Source organism: Microbispora sp. NPDC049633 (assembly GCF_040675265.1).
Classification (GTDB): domain Bacteria; phylum Actinomycetota; class Actinomycetes; order Streptosporangiales; family Streptosporangiaceae; genus Microbispora; species Microbispora maris.
The window spans coordinates 1-19,535 of the sequence record NZ_JBFAOO010000032.1; the positions used below are offsets into that span (position 1 = coordinate 1).

At 73.1% G+C, this 19,535-nt stretch carries 22 protein-coding genes and 2 pseudogenes; 10 read left to right on the forward strand and 14 right to left on the reverse strand.

The annotated features are described in order from the left end of the window. Both AB0J39_RS11245 and AB0J39_RS11250 read left to right on the forward strand, forming a co-directional pair. A partial coding sequence (locus AB0J39_RS11245; RefSeq protein WP_363463292.1) for an ATP-binding protein occupies positions 1 to 1,054 on the forward strand: 1,054 nt, incomplete at its 5' end. Then, positions 1,051 to 1,404: a DUF742 domain-containing protein gene (locus AB0J39_RS11250; RefSeq protein ID WP_363463294.1), complete on the forward strand. Its 354-nt coding sequence runs from the start codon at positions 1,051 to 1,053 to the stop codon at positions 1,402 to 1,404. The genes AB0J39_RS11245 and AB0J39_RS11250, both read left to right, overlap by 4 nt. 67 nt (positions 1,405 to 1,471) lie before the next feature. Here AB0J39_RS11250 and AB0J39_RS11255 read toward each other — a convergent pair whose 3' ends face one another. The 6 genes and pseudogenes from AB0J39_RS11255 to AB0J39_RS11280 form a co-directional block, all read right to left on the reverse strand. After that, entirely contained in the window at positions 1,472 to 1,876 is a 405-nt protein-coding gene (locus AB0J39_RS11255; RefSeq protein ID WP_363463296.1) for a hypothetical protein, read from the reverse strand. Between the two features lie 80 nt (positions 1,877 to 1,956). Beyond that, the gene (locus AB0J39_RS11260; RefSeq protein WP_363463298.1) at positions 1,957 to 2,388 is read right to left on the reverse strand and encodes a hypothetical protein; all 432 of its coding nucleotides are present in this window, start codon (positions 2,386 to 2,388) and stop codon (positions 1,957 to 1,959) included. 279 nt (positions 2,389 to 2,667) lie between these two features. After that, positions 2,668 to 2,931, reverse strand: a complete 264-nt coding sequence (locus tag AB0J39_RS11265; RefSeq protein WP_363463300.1) for a hypothetical protein — start codon at positions 2,929 to 2,931, stop codon at positions 2,668 to 2,670. 46 nt (positions 2,932 to 2,977) lie between these two features. Next, positions 2,978 to 3,583 carry a hypothetical protein gene (locus tag AB0J39_RS11270; protein ID WP_363463371.1) on the reverse strand — a complete coding sequence of 202 codons (606 nt, stop codon included), beginning with the start codon at positions 3,581 to 3,583 and terminating at the stop codon, positions 2,978 to 2,980. Positions 3,584 to 3,670: 87 nt separating this feature from the next. Continuing rightward, positions 3,671 to 3,793: pseudogene (locus AB0J39_RS11275) on the reverse strand (hypothetical protein); the annotation flags it as partial. A gap of 205 nt (positions 3,794 to 3,998) precedes the next feature. Further along, on the reverse strand, positions 3,999 to 4,553 hold the full coding sequence (locus AB0J39_RS11280; protein ID WP_363463302.1) for a TetR family transcriptional regulator: 555 nt from the start codon (positions 4,551 to 4,553) through the stop codon (positions 3,999 to 4,001). Positions 4,554 to 4,638: 85 nt separating this feature from the next. Here AB0J39_RS11280 and AB0J39_RS11285 point away from each other — a divergent pair, with 85 nt between their 5' ends. Together AB0J39_RS11285 and AB0J39_RS11290 are read left to right on the forward strand one after the other, a co-directional pair. Continuing rightward, positions 4,639 to 5,082 (forward strand): nuclear transport factor 2 family protein, encoded by a 444-nt coding sequence (locus tag AB0J39_RS11285; protein ID WP_363463304.1) that lies wholly within the window; start codon positions 4,639 to 4,641, stop codon positions 5,080 to 5,082. A 23-nt stretch (positions 5,083 to 5,105) separates the two neighbouring features. Further along, positions 5,106 to 5,621: a GNAT family N-acetyltransferase gene (locus AB0J39_RS11290; protein WP_363463305.1), complete on the forward strand. Its 516-nt coding sequence runs from the start codon at positions 5,106 to 5,108 to the stop codon at positions 5,619 to 5,621. Here the strand turns inward: AB0J39_RS11290 and AB0J39_RS11295 are convergent. Both AB0J39_RS11295 and AB0J39_RS11300 read right to left on the reverse strand, forming a co-directional pair. After that, entirely contained in the window at positions 5,618 to 5,854 is a 237-nt protein-coding gene (locus AB0J39_RS11295; protein ID WP_363463306.1) for a hypothetical protein, read from the reverse strand. The two genes, AB0J39_RS11290 and AB0J39_RS11295, sit on opposite strands and share 4 nt — an antisense overlap. 27 nt (positions 5,855 to 5,881) lie before the next feature. After that, a complete protein-coding gene (locus tag AB0J39_RS11300; protein WP_363463307.1) occupies positions 5,882 to 6,322 on the reverse strand; it encodes a MarR family transcriptional regulator in 441 nt (146 codons plus the stop codon). Between the two features lie 74 nt (positions 6,323 to 6,396). Here AB0J39_RS11300 and AB0J39_RS11305 point away from each other — a divergent pair, with 74 nt between their 5' ends. After that, positions 6,397 to 6,996 carry a TIGR03086 family metal-binding protein gene (locus AB0J39_RS11305; protein WP_363463309.1) on the forward strand — a complete coding sequence of 200 codons (600 nt, stop codon included), beginning with the start codon at positions 6,397 to 6,399 and terminating at the stop codon, positions 6,994 to 6,996. On the opposite strand, the gene AB0J39_RS11310 is transcribed toward AB0J39_RS11305, so the two are convergent. Then, positions 6,972 to 8,396: a prolyl oligopeptidase family serine peptidase gene (locus AB0J39_RS11310; RefSeq protein ID WP_363463310.1), complete on the reverse strand. Its 1,425-nt coding sequence runs from the start codon at positions 8,394 to 8,396 to the stop codon at positions 6,972 to 6,974. The genes AB0J39_RS11305 and AB0J39_RS11310 overlap by 25 nt on opposite strands. Positions 8,397 to 8,475: 79 nt before the next feature. Between AB0J39_RS11310 and AB0J39_RS11315 the strand changes: the two genes are divergently transcribed. From AB0J39_RS11315 to AB0J39_RS11335, 5 genes are all read left to right on the forward strand, one after another. Continuing rightward, positions 8,476 to 9,039: a helix-turn-helix domain-containing protein gene (locus AB0J39_RS11315; protein WP_363463312.1), complete on the forward strand. Its 564-nt coding sequence runs from the start codon at positions 8,476 to 8,478 to the stop codon at positions 9,037 to 9,039. 142 nt (positions 9,040 to 9,181) lie between these two features. Next, positions 9,182 to 9,616: a nuclear transport factor 2 family protein gene (locus tag AB0J39_RS11320; protein WP_363463314.1), complete on the forward strand. Its 435-nt coding sequence runs from the start codon at positions 9,182 to 9,184 to the stop codon at positions 9,614 to 9,616. A 91-nt stretch (positions 9,617 to 9,707) separates the two neighbouring features. Continuing rightward, positions 9,708 to 10,307 (forward strand): RNA polymerase sigma factor, encoded by a 600-nt coding sequence (locus AB0J39_RS11325; protein ID WP_363463316.1) that lies wholly within the window; start codon positions 9,708 to 9,710, stop codon positions 10,305 to 10,307. Then, a complete protein-coding gene (locus tag AB0J39_RS11330) occupies positions 10,300 to 11,265 on the forward strand; it encodes a CU044_5270 family protein (protein WP_363463318.1) in 966 nt (321 codons plus the stop codon). The genes AB0J39_RS11325 and AB0J39_RS11330 overlap by 8 nt, the downstream gene beginning before the upstream one ends. 222 nt (positions 11,266 to 11,487) lie before the next feature. Then, positions 11,488 to 13,626 carry a glycoside hydrolase family 6 protein gene (locus AB0J39_RS11335; RefSeq protein WP_363463320.1) on the forward strand — a complete coding sequence of 713 codons (2,139 nt, stop codon included), beginning with the start codon at positions 11,488 to 11,490 and terminating at the stop codon, positions 13,624 to 13,626. A gap of 41 nt (positions 13,627 to 13,667) precedes the next feature. Here the strand turns inward: AB0J39_RS11335 and AB0J39_RS11340 are convergent. From AB0J39_RS11340 to AB0J39_RS11360, 5 genes and pseudogenes are all read right to left on the reverse strand, one after another. After that, a pseudogene (locus tag AB0J39_RS11340) lies at positions 13,668 to 13,739 on the reverse strand (Atu4866 domain-containing protein); the annotation flags it as partial. 145 nt (positions 13,740 to 13,884) lie between these two features. Then, a complete protein-coding gene (locus AB0J39_RS11345; RefSeq protein WP_363463321.1) occupies positions 13,885 to 16,425 on the reverse strand; it encodes a DUF6185 family protein in 2,541 nt (846 codons plus the stop codon). 159 nt (positions 16,426 to 16,584) lie between these two features. After that, the gene (locus tag AB0J39_RS11350) at positions 16,585 to 17,541 is read right to left on the reverse strand and encodes a lytic murein transglycosylase (protein ID WP_363463323.1); all 957 of its coding nucleotides are present in this window, start codon (positions 17,539 to 17,541) and stop codon (positions 16,585 to 16,587) included. A gap of 123 nt (positions 17,542 to 17,664) precedes the next feature. Further along, positions 17,665 to 18,411: a DUF6069 family protein gene (locus tag AB0J39_RS11355; protein WP_363463325.1), complete on the reverse strand. Its 747-nt coding sequence runs from the start codon at positions 18,409 to 18,411 to the stop codon at positions 17,665 to 17,667. Between the two features lie 6 nt (positions 18,412 to 18,417). Next, complete coding sequence (locus tag AB0J39_RS11360; RefSeq protein WP_363463327.1) at positions 18,418 to 19,416, reverse strand: RNA polymerase subunit sigma-70; 999 nt, start codon at positions 19,414 to 19,416, stop codon at positions 18,418 to 18,420. Positions 19,417 to 19,535 lie beyond the last annotated feature (119 nt).

Below are 19,535 nucleotides of genomic sequence, written 5' to 3' on the forward strand. Positions count from 1 at the left end.
GGCCGGCCGGCGACTGCCCGACCTCGTGCGGCGGCTGCGGCGCGGCGAGGACGTCGACGTGGCGGCCGAGACCTCGCCGATGACCCAGGCCAGCGGCACCGTCGAGATCGAGAACCTCGGCCGCGCGTTCACCTCGGTGCAGCACACCGCGATCGAGGCGGCCGTCGGCCAGGCCGAGCTGCGCAAGGGCGTCAACAAGGTCTTCCTGAACCTCGCCCGGCGCAGCCAGTCGCTGCTGCAGCGCCAGCTCGGCATGCTGGACGGCCTGGAGAAGGAGATCAGCGATCCCGACCTGCTCGAACGGCTCTTCGGCGTCGACCACCTCACCACCCGCATGCGCCGCCACGCGGAGGGCCTGATCATCCTGTCCGGCGCCGTGCCCGGCCGCGGCTGGCGCAACCCGGTCCAGCTGTACGACGTGGCCCGCGCCGCCACCGAGGAGGTGGAGGACTACCTGCGGGTGGACGTGAACGTGCCCCACGGGTTCTCCCTCGTGGGCACCAGCGTCACCGACGTCATCCACCTGCTCGCCGAGCTGATCGAGAACGCCACGGTCTTCTCCCCGCCGCACACCCGCGTACAGGTCCGAGGGGAGATGGTGGCCCGCGGCTTCGCCATCGAGGTCGAGGATCGCGGTCTGGGCGTCCCCCCGGACGAGCTGGCGCATCTCAACGCCCGGCTCGCCGACCCGCCGGAGTTCGACCTGGCCGACAGCGACCGGCTCGGGCTGTTCGTGGTCGGGCTGCTGGCCAGGCGGCACAACATCCGCGTCTCCCTGCGCACCTCGCCGTACGGCGGGACGAGCGCCGTGCTCCTGCTCCCGAAGGAGATCGTGGTGGAGAACGAGATCAGGGAACCGGTGGTCGAGCGCCTCGCACAGCCGGAGGCCGCGCCCCCGGCCCTGGCCCTCACACCGCCGATCGGCGGCGGCGCCGAGGACTCCCTGCCCCGCCGGGTGCGGCAGGCGAACCTCGCGCCGCAGCTCAAAGAGGAACGGGGCGACCTGTTCTCCTCCTTCCAGGCAGGCTGGCAACGCGCTCAGGAGGACTCGTGACCGAGCACGAGGACGGGCCGCTGCTGCGCCCCTACACGATCACCCGTGGCCGTACCCGCCCGACCGGGCCGGACTTCGACCTGATGACCATCATCAGGACGGCTCCCTCGGCGTACAGCGGGGTGACCGGGCTGGCCCCCGAGCACTGGCGGATCCTGCAACTGTGCCGGGTTCCCTCGTCCGTGGCCGATCTGGCCTCGGAGCTCGGCCTGTCGCTCAACGTCGTCCGCATCCTGCTGGGCGACCTGCGCGACCAGGGGCTGATCACGGCGCGGCCGCAGGCCACGGTCGCCCAGCTGCCAGAGGAGCGCCTCCTCCGCGAGGTGATCCAGGGACTCCAGGCGCTCTGAGCGTCAGGAGTCCGCTTCGCAGGTCGCCCTTGTCGCTAGGAGTCCGCTTCGCAGGACGCCCTTGTCGCTAGGAGTCCGCTTCGCAGGACTCCAGGAGCCGCTGCACGTGCCAGCGGGCCGGGGTCAGCAGTTCGTCGGCGTACCGGTCCAGCAGGTCCGCGCACGCCACCGGATCGGCGATCTCGACGGACGGCAGGACCAGGATCTCCTCCTCGCCGTCGAGCACGAGATCGCCCCGCACGCCGAAGGTCCCGTCGCCGACCCGGACCGCGGCCTCGAACACGAGGTCGTGCCCCGGCAGCGCCAGCGCGGCGCCGAGCCGTACGGCGGGCCCGGCCAGGTCGGTGACGGGCTCGGCGCGGACGTGGGGGAAGAAGTCACGGGAGACGGAGCGCCCCATCTCGCTGAACCGCGCCGCCGTACGCATCAGCGCCTTCAGGAGTTCGGCGGCACCCTGACTGTTGGCGTCCACCCCCGCAGGGTAGATCACGGAAAGTTGCGTTTTGGCCAAATAATTGGGTTCGGCCGGAAATTCCGCCGAAAAGGGCGGCCTCAGCGGAAGGCGTAGCACTCCACCTCGGCCCGTCGGCGGGTCAGCCCGCCGTTCACGGACTCCTCGACGCAGGAGCGCTGCGCGGCGGTGAGTTCGAGCGCGCCGCAGACGCTGACCCCGGAGTACGTGCGGCAGTCGAGGTTCGGGTTGAAGGCGCCGACCTTGTACCGTTCGCGCACCTCCGCACGGCAGGCCTTCCGCGCCTCGGACGTCTTCCGGTAGCGGCACTGGCCGACGAGGACGTCGTACTGGTCCCGGCTCACCTCCTGCCGCTCCACGCCCCCTCTGGGAGCGGGCGCCTGCGGCGCGATCCCCGCCCTCGGACCGGTCCTCGGGTGGCCGCCGGCCCCGGCGTCCACCGAGGCGACCGCGGCGACCGTCCCGAGCATGGTCATCGCAGCGAGCACGGCGACAGCGACGATCTTTCTCATGGCGATCCTCCCGAGCAGGAACGTACCCACGCGGGAACCACCGCCCCCGGCGCCGTGCCGTGCCCGCATGGACGGCCGTGACCTCTCGTCACGGCGAAGCCGATGCTTCCGCTGCATGGAGTAAGCGCGACATTGCCAAGTGTGCCCGCGGGCCGTCGAGGGTAGGCGCGGCCCCGGAAACGGCGGGGACGGCGTTCGTGCGCGTCGACCTCGGCCACCAAGCCGGATTCCGGTCATTCCCGCGACGACGGAGCCTTTACGAGGTCTTTGGCCGCGTCCTCATGGTGTGACCGTCGCCCCTTCCCTCCGGCCGCGCGTCCGCGCCCGTACGGCGGCGCGCACGGCGACGACCAGGACCACCGCGCAGAGCAGGACCGCGAGCAGCACCGCGACGCCGTAGTCGTCGGGCAGGCCCGCGCTCCAGCCCAGGAACGGCAGGAAGACGGCGGCGAACGCGGCGGGCGCCGCGAGCAGGAGACGGGTCCCCCTCGGCGGCCACCGCAGCCAGACCGTGAGCACACCGGTCACGCCGGCCACGAACATGCCGCCGTACGGGGGAGGGATCGACCGCCGGACAGCCCTCCGCGCACTACGGGGTGCTGACGGGCGACGGCTCCTTGCTGAGGATGACGGGAGAGGCGCCGCCCAGCGCCAGGTGGGCGGGCAACCCCGCCGTGCGGCTGTGACGTTCCGCACGCGCCAGCCCGCTCACGGTCAGCGTCCCGTCGCACGGCCATTCGTCCGCCCGCTCGTCCGGCCGGTCCCACACGGCCAGCGGGCCGTCCACACGCGCGGTGAGCAGATACTGCAGCGGAGTGCGCGGCAGGAACAGGTCGACGTCGGGCGTCGCGCGCCGTACGGCCCGGGGGAGCACGGGCTCGCGCAGCCGCACCAGCCTGGCGGGCTCGGTCCGCTCGACCAGCGCGCGGATGTCGGGCGTGGACAGGTTCGCCACCTCCCTGGCCATCGAGACGTTCCGGACCAGCACGCGGACCCGCCCGGACGCGCCGTCCATGCGCGCCAGCGCCTGCTCCGACCTGGCGTCGCAGACGACCTGGTCGGCGAACAGGTCGTGCAGGCCGGCCACTCCTCCCGCCCCGATCGACGCGACGGCCGCCGCCAGGGCGTCCTGGCCCGTGATGCCCTCCCATCGGAGGCCGGGGCCGCAGACCCTGCAGCCCGTCGCGGCGGACACGGACCTACGGGCGTGCGGGCCGCGGCACTCCCGTCCGCAGTCCCCGCACAGGACGGCGGAGGGCGCCGCTCCGGCCCGCGGCCGGCAGTCGTCGCAGCAGACGAGCGGGTACATGTACCGACGGCCGGCCCGGTCGAACAGCTCACGGACGCAGGCGGAACAGAGCCCGTGCTCGCTTCGCCGAGCGCCGGGGGAAGCCGAGATGACCATGGAAGCCGCACTGCCCGCCGCCGGTCGCTTTAATCACCCCCGTCACACGGATATCTCGGTGATCAAAATCAGGCGACGCCGAGATGGACGCGGTGATACCGCCGCTCCGCCTCGTGCGGCACGGCGACCGCGAGATCGGGCTCGGCCGCCCCTCCCGGTGGGCGTACGCGGCCGGGTCGCGCGAGGCGTGGCCGTACGGGCCCGCTCAGCCGTCGGCGAGGGCGCGCAGGGACGGGCGCAGGGCCTCGGCGATCCGCTCGGGCGACGCGCCGCGCAGAGCGGTGAGATCGAGCAGCTGGTGGGCGATCGTCACGCCCAGCATCGTGCTGACCATCAGGGCGGCCCGCAGTTCCGCGTCGCCGGCCCCGATCGCGTCCGCGAGATGCGCCACCTGGCCGTCGAGCTTGCCGCGCACCTCCTCGGCGGCGTCGGGATGGGTGAGCATGGAGCGCATCATCGCCAGCGTCGCCTCGGGCAGCGGCCCCATCTTCATGCCGATCCTGCCCAGCAGTTCCTCGACCGGCTCCAGCCCGCCGTCCAGCGGCGGGATCGACGGGATCCGCACAGCCTGGTCGAACAGGTCCTGCTTCGACCCGAAGTACTGCATGACCAGGGCGGGGTCGACCTCCGCCGCCGCCGCCACGGCCCGGATCGTCGTGCGCTGGAAGCCGCGCTCGGCGAAGATCGCCCGCGCGGCGGCCAGGATGCGCTCCTCCGTGCGGCGCCGGCGCTCGGCCCGGCTCGTCGGCGTCCCCTCCACACGAGGACTCTACCGGCGTTGACCACGCCGGCCCATTCGCTCTACAGTCGTTGAGTCAACAGTTGTTGAGCGAATGGAGAGACCGATGCCGCTCACCCCACGTGAGGTGCTGGTCCGCTATCACCGGGCGATGGTCGACAGGTCGGCCGACGACCTCGCCGGCCTCTACGCCGCCGACGCCGTCCACGTGTTCCCGTTCCGGGTGCCGCGGTTCCCCGCACGTCTGGAGGGGCGGGAGGAGATCCGCGCCCTCTACCGGGGGACGTGGGGCGCGAGCCCCGTACGGCTCGCCGAGATCCGCGACGTCGTCGTCCACGAGGCGGCCGATCCCGAGGTCGTCACCGGGGAGTGGGAGGGCATCGGCAGTGTCGAACCGGACGGCCGGCCCTTCCGCGCCACCGGCCTGCTGACCCTGCGCGTGCGGAACGGCGAGATCGTGGAGACGCGCGACTACATGGACGTGTTCGGCACCTATCACGCGATGGGCCGGCTGCGGGACGTCGTGGCCGCCGCGGAGAGCGACGGCTGAGCCCTCGGGCCACAATGGGCACCATGACGATCTCCGGGAGGATGGTCCGCCGGGCGGGAGCGGCGGACGCCGCGGCCCTCGTCCGCCTGCGCGCCGTGATGCTGGAGGACATGGGCGCGGACACCGGGGACGAGAGCGCGCCCTGGCGGGCGGCGGCCGTGGAGTGGTTCGGGCGGCGGCTGCGCGATCCGGGGGACTTCGCCGCGTTCGTGGTCGACGACCCGGAGCTCGGGGTCGTCAGCTGCGCGGCGGGCACCTGCGACCCCCACGCGCCGGGGCCCACGAACCCGAGCGGCCTGCACGGCCACGTCTTCAACATCTGCACGGACCCGCGCCGCCGCCGCCTCGGCCTCGCGCGGGCCTGCCTCGACGCGCTGCTCGGCTGGTACCGCACCGAGACCGAGGTCCGGACGATCGACCTCAACGCCACGGCGTACGGCATCGAGCTGTACCAGTCCCTCGGCTTCGACGCGCCCCGCTACCCGGCTCTCCAGCTGCGGCTGGGCCCGCCGCTCGGGCGCGGTTTCACGAGCGGCTAGAGGTCGAACCGGTAGTGGACGGTCCGGCGCGTCGGCACGTAGCCGAGTGCGTCGTTGATGCCGCGCATGTAGGTGTTGCCGTCGGCGGTGTCGGCGAGCAGCCCGCCGAGGTCCGGGTGGCGTTCCCGGACCAGCCGGATCGTCTCGGCCTTCACCCAGCGGCCGAGGCCGCGCCCGCGGTGCTCGGGCGCGCCGGGATGAGGATCGACCAGATGGGTCAGATGAACAGACACGGGCGCACACCGTAACCATCGGCCCGCTCACGGATCAATGGGATTTACCTGTGGGGCCTGGGCCGACAGAACCCGCAGCGCCCGCAGGAACGCCGCCCTGTCCTCGTCCGGCAGCCGGGCGAGCAACGCTTCCTCCATCCGGCGGATGCCCGCCTGAGCGCCGTCCCGCACGCGACGGCCCTCGGGCGTGATGGACAGGAGCCGGACACGGCGGTCGGCCGGATCCGGGCTGCGCTCGATCAGCCCCCTGCGCTGGAGGTCGTCCAGGACGCGGATGATGCGCGTCTTGTCCGCGCCGATGGACTCCGCCAGCGCGGCCTGCGTGCGCACCGGCCGATCGTCCAGGCCCAAGAGCACGGCGTACGCCCACATGGACAGGCCGTGCTCGCGCAGGATCGGCGTCTCGGCGGCGATCAGCGTCCTGGTGAGCGGGACTGTCATCGCGGCGAGATCGGGACGGTCGGGCATGCCCCACAGCTTAGGGATCGACAAACCATAAGCACGCGCATATGATCGGCGAGAGCTTATCGATTGGAGAAGAGATGGACATCCGGGAACTGGACCGCCGCGCCGTACGGGCGAGCGTCGAGATGGTCGCCGAGGTGCGTCCGGGCGACCTGGGACGCCCGACGCCCTGCGCGGACTGGAACCTGGGCGGCCTGCTCGCGCACATGACCGCCCAGCACCACGGCTTCGCCGCCGCGGCGGAGGGCCGCGGAGCCGACCCCGACGCGTGGCTGGCGCCGCCCGCCCGCGACCCCGTCTGGGCCTACGCCGCGGCGGCCGAGCGCGTCACGGCCGCGTTCGCGGCCGAAGGGGTGCTGGACCGCGGGTTCGCCCTGCCCGAGCTGGGAGCGGACGCGGTGTTCCCGGCCGTGCAGGCGATCGGCTTCCACTTCATCGACTACCTGGTCCACGGGTGGGACGTCGCCCGCGCGCTCGGGATCGCCTACGACCCCGACCCGGACCTGGCCGAGGCCGCATGGCCGATCGCCCTGGTGGTGCCGGACGGCGACTACCGCCTGAGGCCAGGCGCCGCGTTCGCGCCGGGCCTGCCCGCCGCGCCGGGGGCCTCCCGCTTCGACCAGGTCCTCGCCCGCCTCGGCCGCGACCCCGCTCACGGGAGCAGCAGGCCCCAGTAGAGGGACCACGGGAGGAACGCGGCACCGCCGGCGAGCAGGAGCCCGAGACGGGCCCGCTCGCCCCTCGTCCCGGCCCGCCGCCACGCCGGGACCGTCCGTACGGATGCGGCCACCGCTGTCAGCGCGAGGGCCTGCAGGGCCAGCCAGATGACGGGGCGGCCGAGCAGCACCGGACCCGGCGCGGCCAGCTTGCCTCCGGTCATGAGCAGGTAGAACAGGAAGGTGAACGACCCGAGCACCGCCACCAGCCCGGCGGCGCTGAGCACGCGCGGCGCCGCGGGCAGGGCCGCGCCCCGCCGCCCGCGCAGCCGGCGGACGAGGGCGGTCACGGGGTAGGCGGCGAACGCGACGATCAGCAGCAGCAGCACGGTCCCCTGCACCGGGGCCGACTCCCACAGCGCCGGCCGCTCCACCGGCACGGTCGGCGTCGCCTGCTCGGGAGCGGGGCCCGAGGTGGTCGCCAGCGGCGGCCGTCCCGAGACGACCTCGCGGACCCAGGAGCCGACGAGGTCGGCGTACCCGGGAGCGAGGGCGGGCAGCCGGGTGACGCCGCCGTCGGGCGTGAGGTGGGCGGCGTGGTCCGCCCCCGCGTAGAACCGGAACGTGTAGTGCCGGTTGCCGCCCTCCTGCAGCGCCCGCGCGAAGATCGGCGGCGTCTCCTCCGGCGGCGTCAGCAGGTCGTGCACGCCCCAGACCGCAAGCACCGGCTGCCGCACCGCGGCGAGGGTCGGCCGGGGGTCGTACCAGGGCTCGGGGAACATGCCGCCGTCCGCGATCACCCGGTAGAGGTTCGGCTCGGTCCGGTCCACCAGCGATCCCGCCACCCCCGCCTTGCGCAGGCCCGCGGCTGTGGCCCAGGTCTGCTGCCGCAGCGGCGGGAGGGCGTTGGCGCCGACGACCACGACGAAGGCGACGTCACGCGAGCGAGCGGCCGCGAGGGGCGCGACCCAGCCGCCCTCACTCAGGCCCCAGACGCCCACCTTCGCCGGATCCACGCCCGGCTGCGACCGCAGCGCGGCCACCGCCCCGAGCGCGTCGCCGGCCAGTTGCGCGTACGACCGGTGGAAGAGCGAGTAGCCCTCCGATCTCTTGTCGTAGACGAGCACGGACATGCCTCTGCGGGCGAACTCCACGGCTTCGCCCATCAGCTTGGCGCGCGGCGTGCCGGTGCCCGCCCCGTGGACGAGCACCATGCCAGGGCGCCCGGGTGCCGCCTTCGCCGGCGACAACACGGTGCCGTGCAGGGTGAGGCCGCCGTTCCCGGGGAAACTCACCTCCCTTCCGGTCAGGCCGGCGGGAACGGCGACCTCTCCGGCGTCGGGGGGCGGTGGGGCGGCGGCCGCTGCGGGGGCCGCCACCAGGGCGAGGGCGAGGCCGATGGCCAGGGCGATTCGACGCATACTGCCGAATTTAGTCTGCAGAGAGTTCTCGGCAAAGACATCTCTGCAGATATCGTTCTGGAGGACTAGGCTCATCCGCATGAAGGATGAGGAGCCGTTCCTGCTCGACGACCCGGCCCGCCTCAAGGCGCTGTCCCATCCCATGCGGCGGCTCATCCTGCGCCACCTCAACATCCACGGGCCCGCGACCTCCACGACGATCGGCGAGCTGCTCGGCGCGAAGACCGGCACGACCAGCTATCACCTGCGCCAGCTCGAGAAATACGGCTTCATCGAGGAGATCCCCGAGCGCTCGGGCGGCCGGGAACGCTGGTGGCGCAGGACCGAGAGTCCCCGCGACATGCGCGCGCCGCTCCCCGCGCAGCTCGCACCCGAGGACCGTCCGGTGCTGGAGGAGTTCCACCGCATCGGTTTCGAGGAGGACCGGGCGCTTCTGGAGCGCTTCCCCGAGGCCTACCGGCGCGATCCCGACTGGGCCAAGGGCTCCCGCGGTCTCGGCCGGATGACGAAGGAGGAGCTCGCCGAGTTTCACGACGCCTACATCGCGCTGCTGCTCAAGTACAGCCACCGGGCTCAGGACGCGCCGCCGGGCGCGCGGCCCCTGTACATCCGGATGTTCGCCCTTCCCGCCGACGAGTCCTGAATCCCGACCGGCTCGCACGACCCGCTGAGAGCCGTTTGAGCTGGGTTATCGTGAAAGTGCCGCCCATGTCCGGGACGCTGCCATGCCGGTCACGGTGCGGACGCACCATACGGCCGCTCTCGTCGGGGGAAGGGAACGTCCGATGTCCGAAGTGCTCCGTGCCGTGGACAAGCTCAGACAGGCCATCAACCGCCATGACCTCGACGCCCTGGCGCAGTGCTTCGACGAGCGGGCCGTTCTGGTGTCCCCGGACGGCGTCGCCGAGAACAGGGAGGAGATCACCTCCTACTACGGCCAATGGATGGAGGCGTACCCCAACATGGTGATCACGCCGCAGTCGGTGACCATGTTCGGAGACACCGTGGCGGCGGAGTTCACGATCAGCGGCACCCACAAAGGGCCGCTCCTCATGCCCGGCGGGGACGTTCTCGAGGCGACCGGGCGGTCCATCCTCCTGCGCTCGTGCAGCTTCTCCACTGTGGAGAACGGGCTGATCCTCAGTCATCGGCTCTTCTACGACCAGTTGGAGGTGGCGGCCCAGATCGGCGGCTGCCTCTGTTTCAGCGACCACCCGTAACCGGCCTTCGCGCGGGAAAGGCGCCGACCGTCCGCGAACCCTTTTCCCTTCGTCGGGTGAAAGCGGGTAGCCGGATGGATGGAGCCCCCACGTGATCCCCGAAGCACCGCCCGATCGCGTCGACGACGCCGAGCTGATCCAGCGGTCCCGGCGCGACCCCGAGGCCTTCGCGGACCTGTTCGACCGGCACGCCTCCGCTCTGCACCGGTACGTCGCCCGCCGTTTGGGCGCGTCCCTCGCCGACGACGTCGTCTCCGACACGTTCCTAGCCGCTTTCCGCAAGCGCGAGCGCTACGACCCGGCCCAGCCGGACGCGCGCCCGTGGCTGTACGGCATCGCCGCGAACCTCATCGGGCGGCACCGCCGTACCGAGGTCCGGTTTTACCGGGCGCTGGCGAGGACCGGGGTGGACGAGGTCGCCGAGCCGTACGCCGACCGCGTGGAGCAGCGGGTGTCCGCGCAGAGCGCGCAGCGCGGCCTGGCGAAGGCGCTGGCCGGGCTGTCGGCGGGCGACCGCGACGTGCTGCTGCTGGTCGCGTGGGCCGACCTCACCTACGAGGAGGTCGCCACGGCCCTGGACATACCGGTGGGGACCGTGCGATCGCGATTACACCGGGCGCGGGCGAAGACCCGCGCGGCACTCGGCGGCGACGACCCCAGCGCGACAAGTGAGGAGCCCTCCCATGGATGACCTGCGACTCCTCCGTGAGATGCGCGCCGAGGTGCCGGACCCGGGCCCGGAGTGGCTGATCCCGGCCAGGGCGCGGCTGCTGCGCCGCGTCCGCGCCCGGCACCTCCCCCGGTTCGGCCGCAGGCTGCTGCTCGCCGGGGCCCTCGGCGGTGCGGCGTCCGTGGTGATCGCGACCCGGCCGCACGAGCGTGGCGGCGTCGCGCCGCCGGCGACCGTACGACTCGACTCCGCCACCGTGCTGCGGCAGGCCGCCGAGGTCGCCGAGTCACGGCCGCGACCGGCCGTCCCCCGGCCGGACCAGTGGCACTACACCAGGACGCTGGACAAACAGGCCAACGACGATTCCGGCACGACGCGGGAAGGCTGGTTCCGCTACGACGGGAAGCAGGCCGCCGGCTACGGAGAGGACGGCCGGATGCACGTCAGCGACGTGCCACCGGACCCGGGCGACGACGACCTGTCCCCCCAGCAGTACGACGCGAAGCTGCGCCGGCTCCCCACGGACCCGGACGACCTGCTGGCCCACGTCAGCGGCGACCGGCACTGGATCGACCTGCCGGTCGAGGAGGGCGTGAAGAAGAACGTCGAGCCCCCGGACGCGCGGGCCTTCCGCGTGATCTTCCTCTACCTCGAACGGCACGTGGTCATGCCGCCGAAACTGGAGGGCGCGATGTTCCGGGCGCTGATGAGGATCCCCCGTGTCGTGGTCGACAAGGACGTCGCGGACGCGGCCGGGCGGCGTGGCCTCGGGATCCGCTTCGACTGGGGCGGCGATCCGGGCACCCTGAGCTACCACATCCTCGATCCCCGCACCTACCGCTACCTCGGCAGCCGCATGGTGTGGCTGCGCGACCAGTACATAGGGGGTAATCCCGAGCCCGCGTTCCGGGCGGGATCGGTGTGGGCGACCGCCCTGCTCGCCTCCGGCATCGTGGACCGGCCCGGCCGGCGGCTCTGAATATTTCACCGCGTTCGGGCGCCGCCCGCGGATCCCGTACGACGTTTCGCGAGGTGCCATACGGTTCCCGCTTTTCTGCCACGGAAAGGGACATTTCCACTTCCGCGATTCATGTACACGAGCCGGGCGATTGCCGAGTCTGGGAGCATCGGCGCCCACGCGTGAACCCGAACGGGCGCCGACTGCCGGAACCTGTCACCACGCCCCTGGAGACGATCGCCTATGCCCTTCGGCCACCATCGTTCCGTCCGCAGGATCCTGACGGCCGCCGCGGCGGTCGTCCCCGCCGCGGCGCTGGCCGTGGCGGGACCGGTCCTGGGCACGACGTCCGCCGACGCCGCGGTCACGTGCCAGGCGACCTACACGAGCACCCAGTGGGGAACGGGTTCGGGCGGCTTCACGGCCGCCGTCTCCGTGAAGAACAGCGGCGACCCGCTCACGGACTGGACGCTGACCTTCACCTTCCCTGGCTCCCAGCGGGTCTCTCAGGGCTGGTCGGCCCAGTGGAGCCAGTCCGGCGCCCGGGTCACGGCCAAGAGCGAGCCGTGGAACCGGTCCGTCGCCTCGGGCGGCTCCTTCCTGATCGGCTTCAACGGCACCTGGACCGGGAGCAACCCGACGCCCACGGACTTCGCCGTCAACGGCGTGCCCTGCCAGGTGGCGGGCACCTCGCCGAGCCCGTCGCCGAGCCCCTCCGCCAGCGCGAGCCCCTCGCCCGGCCCGCTGCGGATCGTCATCGAGCCCAAGACGATCACCGTGCCCGAGGGGGGCACGGCGAGCGTCCAGGTGCGGCTCAGCCGCAGGCCCGAGGGAACGGTGCACGTCGGCACCGCCAACGTGTCCGGCGACAAGGACCTGACGGTCGTCAACAGCCCGTCCTTCACCCCGGACGACTGGAACGTCCCGCAGCCTCTCACCGTGGCCGCCGCCGAGGACGACGACGCGGTGGACGGCGGCGCCACCTTCGACACGCGCAGCAGTCAGGCCACCGCCCCCAGCGCCGTCCTGTGGACCGCGACCGAGCAGGACAACGACACCGCCGGACCGTCGCCGAGCCCGAGCCCGAGCGTCGATCCGAGCCCGGACGTGCCGGTGGACAACCCGTTCATCGGCGTCAAGGGGTACGTCGACCCGGGCTGGGCGGCCGACGTCGAATCCTCCGCCGTGAAGGTGGACGACGCGACCGCGCAGAAGATCCGCGGCCTGAAGACGACGCCCACCGCGGTCTGGCTGGACCGGATCGCGGACGTCACCGGCGGCTCCGGGGTCACCCGTACGCTGAAGGACCACCTCGACACCGCCGTCGAGCAGGGCGCCGGGTACGTCACGCTCGTGCTCCACAACCTGCCCGACCGCGACTGCCGGTCGCGGGTCTCCGACGCCGAGCTGCACGAGCAGGACAACGGCCTCAACCGCTACAAGACCGAGTACGTCGACGCCATCGCCGCCCTGCTGGCCAAGCCCGAGTACCGGAACCTGCGCGTCGCGGCCGTCGTCGAACCGCGGGCCCTGATCGACCTCATCGTGGGTGGCGCGAGCGCCTACTCGTGCGACCAGGCGGCGGGGTCGGGCGTGTACACGATGGGCATCCGGTACGCCCTCGACAAGCTGGCGCCCCTGCCCAACGTCTACACGTACCTGGACGCGGGCAGCGCGGGATGGGCCGGCTGGGAGACGAACTTCACGGCGCTCACGGCCCTCATCACCGAGACCGTGCGCGGCACGGCACGGGGCCTCACCAGCCTCGACGGCATCGCCACGAACGTCGGGGACTACATCCCTCTCGATGAGCCGTTCCTCACCGACCCGTACAAGACCGTGAGCGGCCAGCCGATCATCCAGAGCAGGTTCATCGACTGGAACCCCTATCTGGACGAACGGGACTACGCCGTCGCGATGCGCGCCGCCCTGCTCGCCAAGGGCTTCCCCGGCTCGCTCGGCGTGGTCGTCGACACCTCCCGCAACGGCTGGGGCGGGCCCGCCCGGCCGACGGCCGTGAGCACCTCCAGTGACGTCAACACGTACGTGGACCAGAGCCGCGTCGACCGGCGTCCGTCGCGGGGCGCCGAGTGCAACCAGAAGGGCGCGGGGCTGGGGACCCGGCCGGTCGCGGCGCCCGCTCCCGGCGTCGACGCCTATCTGTGGATCAAGCGGCCGGGCGAGTCGGACGGCGTCGGCGGGCCGCTCCTGCCCGAGGGCTCGGACCGGCTGATCGATCACCGGTGCGACCCCAACGGCTCCCTCACGCCCTGGACCGACAGCATCCGGCCGACCGGCGCCCTCCCCAACGCGCCGCTGATCGGCGACTGGCACCACGAGCAGTTCGTGATGCTGGTGAACAACGCCTACCCCGCACTGTGAGGTGAGCGTCGCGGCTCCGGCGCCGGGCGCCGGAGCCGCCCTCACTCCGCCGGATGCCGGTACATGACCATGCCCGCGTGGTAGAGGACGTCGTCGCGGAACTCGCCGTCGCCCGTCGGCGGTCACCCGGAGTCCGGCGACGGATGCGGCGCTCCCGTCGAGGCGTTCTCTCGTCGTGTACCAGGCGTCGGCCGGCTCCCCGAGCGCCGAGAAGTTGCGGTTGCTGCGGTCCCTCGCGGCTTGCGTCGACATCGACGGCTAATCGCCCGCTCGTCCCTGGAGCAGCTGCGCGTCGGCCGGGAGCGACGCCTGGGTGGAGGTGTCCACCTGTGAGGTGATGTCGATGCCGTTCCTCAGCTGGCTCCACAGGCCGAGGATGGCCGCCGCCTGCGCGACGATGAGCGCGATCCCGCTGCCCGCCGTACCGAGCCGGTAGACGACGGCCACGGGGGTGAGCCGCGACGCGAGACCACCCGGGCGGGTCTGGAGGGCCCGCGCGTCCATGAGGACGGCGACGACGGTGAGCACCAGGAACAGCAGCAGCACCCGCACGAGCGAGCCGCGCACGGGGGCCTGGCCGATGACGTTGTTCAGCACGGCGTGCGCGCCCGTCGCCGCGGCGTACGCGAGGACCGGCACGGCGCCCTTGAGATAGCCGCGTCTGCCGGGCAGGCGACGCCACAGCGCGCCCAGCACGAAGCCCGCCACCGGCCAGATCAGCAACCCGCCGATCAGGTCGCCGGCCAGGCCGTAGAACCCGTTCGGATCGCCCAGCCGGTCGAGCCAGCCGTCGCGCCCCCGGCTGTCGGTGCTCCAGGTGGCCCAGATGAGGAACACGGCGGCGGGGGCGCCCACGTAGGACGCGTACCGCGCGGCGAGCCGCGCGTTGGCCCACCACGACACGCCCGGGCCGCGCGACAGCGCCAGGTCGAGCGGGCTGATCCCGTCCTCCCTGTCGGGATCGAGGCCGATCTCCATCCGGAGCCCGCGGATGCGGTCGGCGACCGGCCCGTTCTCCCTGTGGAAGGCGTCGTCGTCCATGTCGCCGGCCGCCCAGCGCCGCCGCAGGCCCTTCTCCCGTGCCTCCAGATCCCGGTACTCCTCGACGATCATCGCCAGCCGTCGCCGTGACACGCCCGGGTCCGCGGCCTCGGCCCGTCGCGTCAGCCGCAGCAGCAGGGGCAGCACGGCCAGGCCGGCGAGCGCGGCGAGCGGGACGGGCATACCCGCGTACGTGCCGGGCCACCTGATCGTGCCCACGACGAACAGGAAGACGACGAGCCAGGTGGTGAGCGGCCCGACGGTCTCCGTACGCCGCCCGTGCAGACGCAGCAGCAGGAGAAGCAGGAGCACCACCAGCGGCCACATCAGGTACGCGACGCTTCGCAGCAGGAGGAAGGGTGATTCGGTCACCTCCGGCAGGCTTCCCTCGCGTACGACGACCGCGTGGGCCTCGAACGCCAGAGTCAGCAGCGCCAGTCCCGGGACGCTCCAGCGCAGCAGCACGCGGACGGCCCGGGGCGTCCGTCCACCCGGGATCCGGGCGGCCCGGACCGCGACCGCCCACGCCGCCCCGGTGAGCAGCAGCGCCGTCGCGACGCCCGACGCGACCACCGCGGGCTCCGCCGGGCTGGGGAAGTACCGCATGGACAGGGGCGCGTAGCCGCAGACGGCGACGAGCACCGCTCCCGCGAGCACCACCGCGCCGAACGCGGTGAGCTCCGAACGGGTAGGCGCAGAACGGGTGGGCGCAGAACGGGTGGGCGCCGGGCCGGCGCGCCTGAGCCGCGTGCGCGCCCAGCGCCACGCGGCCGCGCAGAGCGGCGCCGCCAGGATCGCGATCGCCGCCCCGTCCGTCAGGCCGATCATGTGGGCCGCGAAGCCCGCCTCGGTGAGCACGAGGACGACCGTGATGGCCTCCGCCGCGGTGATCGCCGCCAGGGCGCCGAGGACGATCCTGACGAGGGCGCGCTCGCCCCGGTCGCCCGAGCCCCGGTCACCCGAGCCCCGGTCACCCGGGCCCCGCTCGCCCGCACGCCGCTCGCCCGCACGCCTGTGGAGCAGCACGAGGAGCCAGGCCAGCAGCAGGTACGGCAGCGCGAAGGCCAGGTAGGTCGCGACCGTGAGCGCGTTCTGTCCCCGCAGGTCCACCCAGCGCTGGAAAGCCGCCCGCGCGGACAACGGCACGGCGACCTCGACGCGCGGCGGGGTGGCGCCGTCCCGCCAGACGTAGGTGCCGCCGGGGAGCACCTGCGACGGCAGAGGCGTCACCGTGCGCACCCGGGACTCCGGCATCTTGACGACCACGGTCCGCCAGCGCGCCCCGGCCAGCCCGGGCGGCAGGTCCACGGTCGGCGGCGCGCCCGCGGTCGAGGGCAGCAGCGCGACGAACCAGGTCCCGCCGGACTCGCGGCTCGCCCACAGCCCGGCGGAGTCTCCGCCCCAACGGGGGCCGTAGTGCTCCAGGCGGGTCTCCCGCGTGCTCTGGACCACCACCTCGGCGCCGTCGTCCGACGTCGTGACGCTCGGCGTGCCGCCGTCCGGCAGCAGGCAGCCGACCGTGCTCACGTCGCCGCTCCCGTCGCCGAGCAGAGCGGCGGACCCCGCCCAGTCACGGGGGACGCCGACCCGCGTCGTGCTCGTCAGCACGGGGGTGTCGTGGCCGCGTTCCGCGATGGTCACGGACGTCTCCACCCACGCCGAGCGGGGAGGCCCGAACCCGCAGGCCGCTCCGTCCGCGAGCGCCGGGCCCGCGCCCGGGATCAGCAGGCCGAGCGCCGCCACGACGAGCGGCGCCACAGCGAGGATCCCGACCGGCTTCGTCCCCGCACCACTCGTGAGCCACCGCACAACCGGCCTCCCGTACGCGATCGATCCCCCAAGGATGAGTCGCACGGAAAGCGGCATTGGTTACGGACGATCCCCCAAGGACCGTCCCGCCCCCGGCGTCACCTGACGTCAGGGGCCGGTCAGGCGGCGCTCGCCCTTCGTGGTGATCACGTAGACCTGCCAGGTGTAGTAGGCGTAGTAGTTCCTGATGTCCTGCTTCATCTGGCGGGCGTGCAACAGGACGGCGTCCACGTACGCCTGGGAGTGGTTGTAGGCGTACAACGCGCGCCGGTAGTCGCCGGGCGCGCCGGAGGCGTGGAGGTAGTTGGCCGCGGCGAGCAGGGCGTCACCGGTGTCGTCGATGTCGCCGCCCATGCCGTACGCCTTCCAGGTGCCCGGCATGAACTGCATCGGCCCCCTGGCGCCCACGTAGCTGGGCGAGCGCACCCGGCCGAACTTGGTCTCGACGAGCATCACCGCCGCCAGCACCTCCCACTCGACGCCGAACCGGCGCTCGGCGCGCTTGAAGGCCGCGAGCAGGGCGTCGGCCGGCTCCGCCGGCTTGACCTTCATCTTGATCGGCCCGCTGACGGGGTGGGCGAGGGAGAGCAGGTCGCGGATGGCCGTCACGTTGTCCTTCGTCCGCGCCGCCACCGCCTTGGGCAGTTTCCCGTAGGCGCGGGAGGCGACCTTGGGATTGCGGGCGAGGTAGCGGTACACGCGCTGCTCGTACAGGGACAGCAGGACCACGGGCTCGGGCGCCTCCCCCTTCGCGGGGTCGCCCGTACGCCTCCAGTCGTCGATCGCGTCGCGCAGCCGCCCGGCCGTACGGGTGAGGGCGTCGGCCAGCCGCGCGGGGTCCTTCGGAACCGCCTCGTCCGGGGCGGGCAGGTCCGGCACGGACGGCTCCGGCGCGGGGCTCGCGGAGGACGCCGGCGCCGGCGGGGACAGGCGCTCGCGCGGGGCGACCGAGGCGGCCTCCCCCGCCGAGCCGCCGCAGCCCGAGAGCGGGAGGACCACGGCGGCGAGCACGGCGGCCAGCACCCGGCGGCGCGGCGGTGAGATCACAGCAGGCTGATCGTTCATCGTCACCAACGTATGCCCAGCGGCGACGATCCCATGAGCCTTTCCCGACCTCCCGCCTCTTGTGCCACGCCTTGTCCCGTCGCCGAGCCGTCGCGGACCCGTCGCGGGCTCGTCGCGGGCTCGTCAAGCGGTCCGGGCGCGGAGGCTCCGCGCCAGGGTGACGATCATCACCGTCGCGGCGACGAGGTGCAGCCCGAGGAGCGCGATGACGGTGGCGGCGTTCGCCCCGGAGAGAAAGGGCGGGACCAGTGAGATCGCGGTCAGCGACACCGCCGTCCACACGAATCGCTCGGCGGGGCGGGCGCTCCAGCGGAGAAGGGCGACGGCGATGACGATGCCGACGACCGAGAAGAAGCCGGTCACCACGGCGAACCCGGGCAACGGGATCGCCTCGCCACCATCGGGGATCTCGAAATCGACGCCGACGGCGCGGGCGAGCGCGGCGGCGAGGGTGGTGGCCGTCATCGCCGCGAGCGCGGCGACGAGGCCGGTGCCGGCGAGCCCGCGGAGCCGGTGGGCGTGGCGGGCCCGGCCCGATGCCGGGCCCGCGACGAGCCCGGTGTCGTTCATGCTGGTCATATCGTCCTCCATCGTTCGGTGGCCGGCGCAGGGGTGTGCCGACCGGCATGTGGCGGTCCTGGCCCCGGGGGTGACGATGCGCACTCTCGCCGTGCGGCGGCCGGGGTTGCGCAGGGCGCGGACACCGGTGCCGCGGAGCCAGAACCCGGCGTCGCGTCCGAGGACCGGCCCGGGCGCGCCGTCGCGCAGCTCCAGCTGCACCCGCCCGCGGGTGACGACGCCGAACGCGTCGCACCACTCGGCCGCGACCACCGCGACACGCGCGCCACCTCGCAGCGCGAGCGTCCGCACCGGGACCTACTCCGTGCCGTCCGCCGGCAGGCGCTCCGGCAACCCGAGCCGCGGGAACCGGTCGGCGTGGAAGATGACGATCTCGGTGATCGCCCCGCCGGTGACGCGCAGGACGTCGATCGTCAGCGGCAGGTACGCGCCCTCCCGTTTCCGCCACTGGTAGAAGGCGACGGCGGGCTGCCGGTTCACGGAGGTGGGGACGGCGCGCAGGTGCTCCATGCCCTCGAAGCCGCTCTCGACCCAGTCGTTCACCACCGCGTCGCGGCCGGCGCACAGGCCCGGCGTGGGCGGCATCGAGCAGCGGACGTCGTCCCGCAGCAGTGCGGCGAGCCCGTCGATGTCCGTGGCCACGCTGGCGTCGGTGAAGCGGCGCACCAGCTCGCGCGTCCCGGCGTCCTCCTCTCCGCCGGTCCAGTCCTGCCGCTCGGCGGGCAGGTGTTCCCGCATGCCGGCGCGGGCCCGCTGCAGCGCGCTGTTCACGGAGTTGACGGAGTCCCCGAGGAGCTCCGCGACGTCCTTGGCCGGCCAGCCGAGCACGTCCCGCAGGATCAGCACCGCCCGCGGACGCGGCGCGAGGTGCTGGACCGCGACCAGGTACGCCAGCTCGATCGTCTCCCGTGCGACGGCGACGGTCTCCGGCTCGTCCGCGTCGCACGCGGGCAGCTCGTCGAGCAGCCGGTCCGGGTAGGGCTGCAGCCACGGCACCTCGCCGCCGGTCGCGGGCTCGGGGCGGCACTTGGCGAGCAGGTCCAGGCAGGCGTTGGTGGCGATCCGGTACAGCCAGGCCCGGAACGTCGACCGACCCTCGAAGGTCTCCCGCCGCCGCCAGGCACGCAGGAACGTCTCCTGCACGGTGTCCTCGGCGTCCTCGAACGACCCGAGCATCCGGTAGCAGTGCACGTGCAGCTCCCGCCGGTGCCGCTCCGCCAGCCCCGAGAACGCCGGCTCGTCGACCTCGCCCAGACCGCTCACGCCCAGCTCCTCCAGCCGCGTGTCCGCACTCATCACGTCATCCTTCCGTCCCGTCGTGTCCCGACGTAGGTGTGACGGATGCGGGCGCGACAACTCATCACCGGGGCCGGCCGGCATGGCCGATCCGGTGACGGGTCCGGTGAGGGATCCGG

Bases quoted from the DNA above. Each gene is read 5' to 3' on its own strand.
- AB0J39_RS11265 (WP_363463300.1), bottom strand. From the start codon at position 2,931: ATGTTCGTGGCCGGCGTGACCGGTGTGCTCACGGTCTGGCTGCGGTGG.
- AB0J39_RS11290 (WP_363463305.1), top strand. From the start codon at position 5,106: ATGACGATCTCCGGGAGGATGGTCCGCCGGGCGGGAGCGGCGGACGCC.
- AB0J39_RS11285 (WP_363463304.1), top strand. From the start codon at position 4,639: ATGCCGCTCACCCCACGTGAGGTGCTGGTCCGCTATCACCGGGCGATG.
- AB0J39_RS11360 (WP_363463327.1), bottom strand. From the start codon at position 19,416: ATGAGTGCGGACACGCGGCTGGAGGAGCTGGGCGTGAGCGGTCTGGGC.
- AB0J39_RS11315 (WP_363463312.1), top strand. From the start codon at position 8,476: ATGAAGGATGAGGAGCCGTTCCTGCTCGACGACCCGGCCCGCCTCAAG.
- AB0J39_RS11260 (WP_363463298.1), bottom strand. From the start codon at position 2,388: ATGAGAAAGATCGTCGCTGTCGCCGTGCTCGCTGCGATGACCATGCTC.
- AB0J39_RS11350 (WP_363463323.1), bottom strand. From the start codon at position 17,541: ATGAACGATCAGCCTGCTGTGATCTCACCGCCGCGCCGCCGGGTGCTG.
- AB0J39_RS11320 (WP_363463314.1), top strand. From the start codon at position 9,182: ATGTCCGAAGTGCTCCGTGCCGTGGACAAGCTCAGACAGGCCATCAAC.
- AB0J39_RS11305 (WP_363463309.1), top strand. From the start codon at position 6,397: ATGGACATCCGGGAACTGGACCGCCGCGCCGTACGGGCGAGCGTCGAG.
- AB0J39_RS11335 (WP_363463320.1), top strand. From the start codon at position 11,488: ATGCCCTTCGGCCACCATCGTTCCGTCCGCAGGATCCTGACGGCCGCC.
- AB0J39_RS11300 (WP_363463307.1), bottom strand. From the start codon at position 6,322: ATGCCCGACCGTCCCGATCTCGCCGCGATGACAGTCCCGCTCACCAGG.
- AB0J39_RS11330 (WP_363463318.1), top strand. From the start codon at position 10,300: ATGGATGACCTGCGACTCCTCCGTGAGATGCGCGCCGAGGTGCCGGAC.
- AB0J39_RS11310 (WP_363463310.1), bottom strand. From the start codon at position 8,396: ATGCGTCGAATCGCCCTGGCCATCGGCCTCGCCCTCGCCCTGGTGGCG.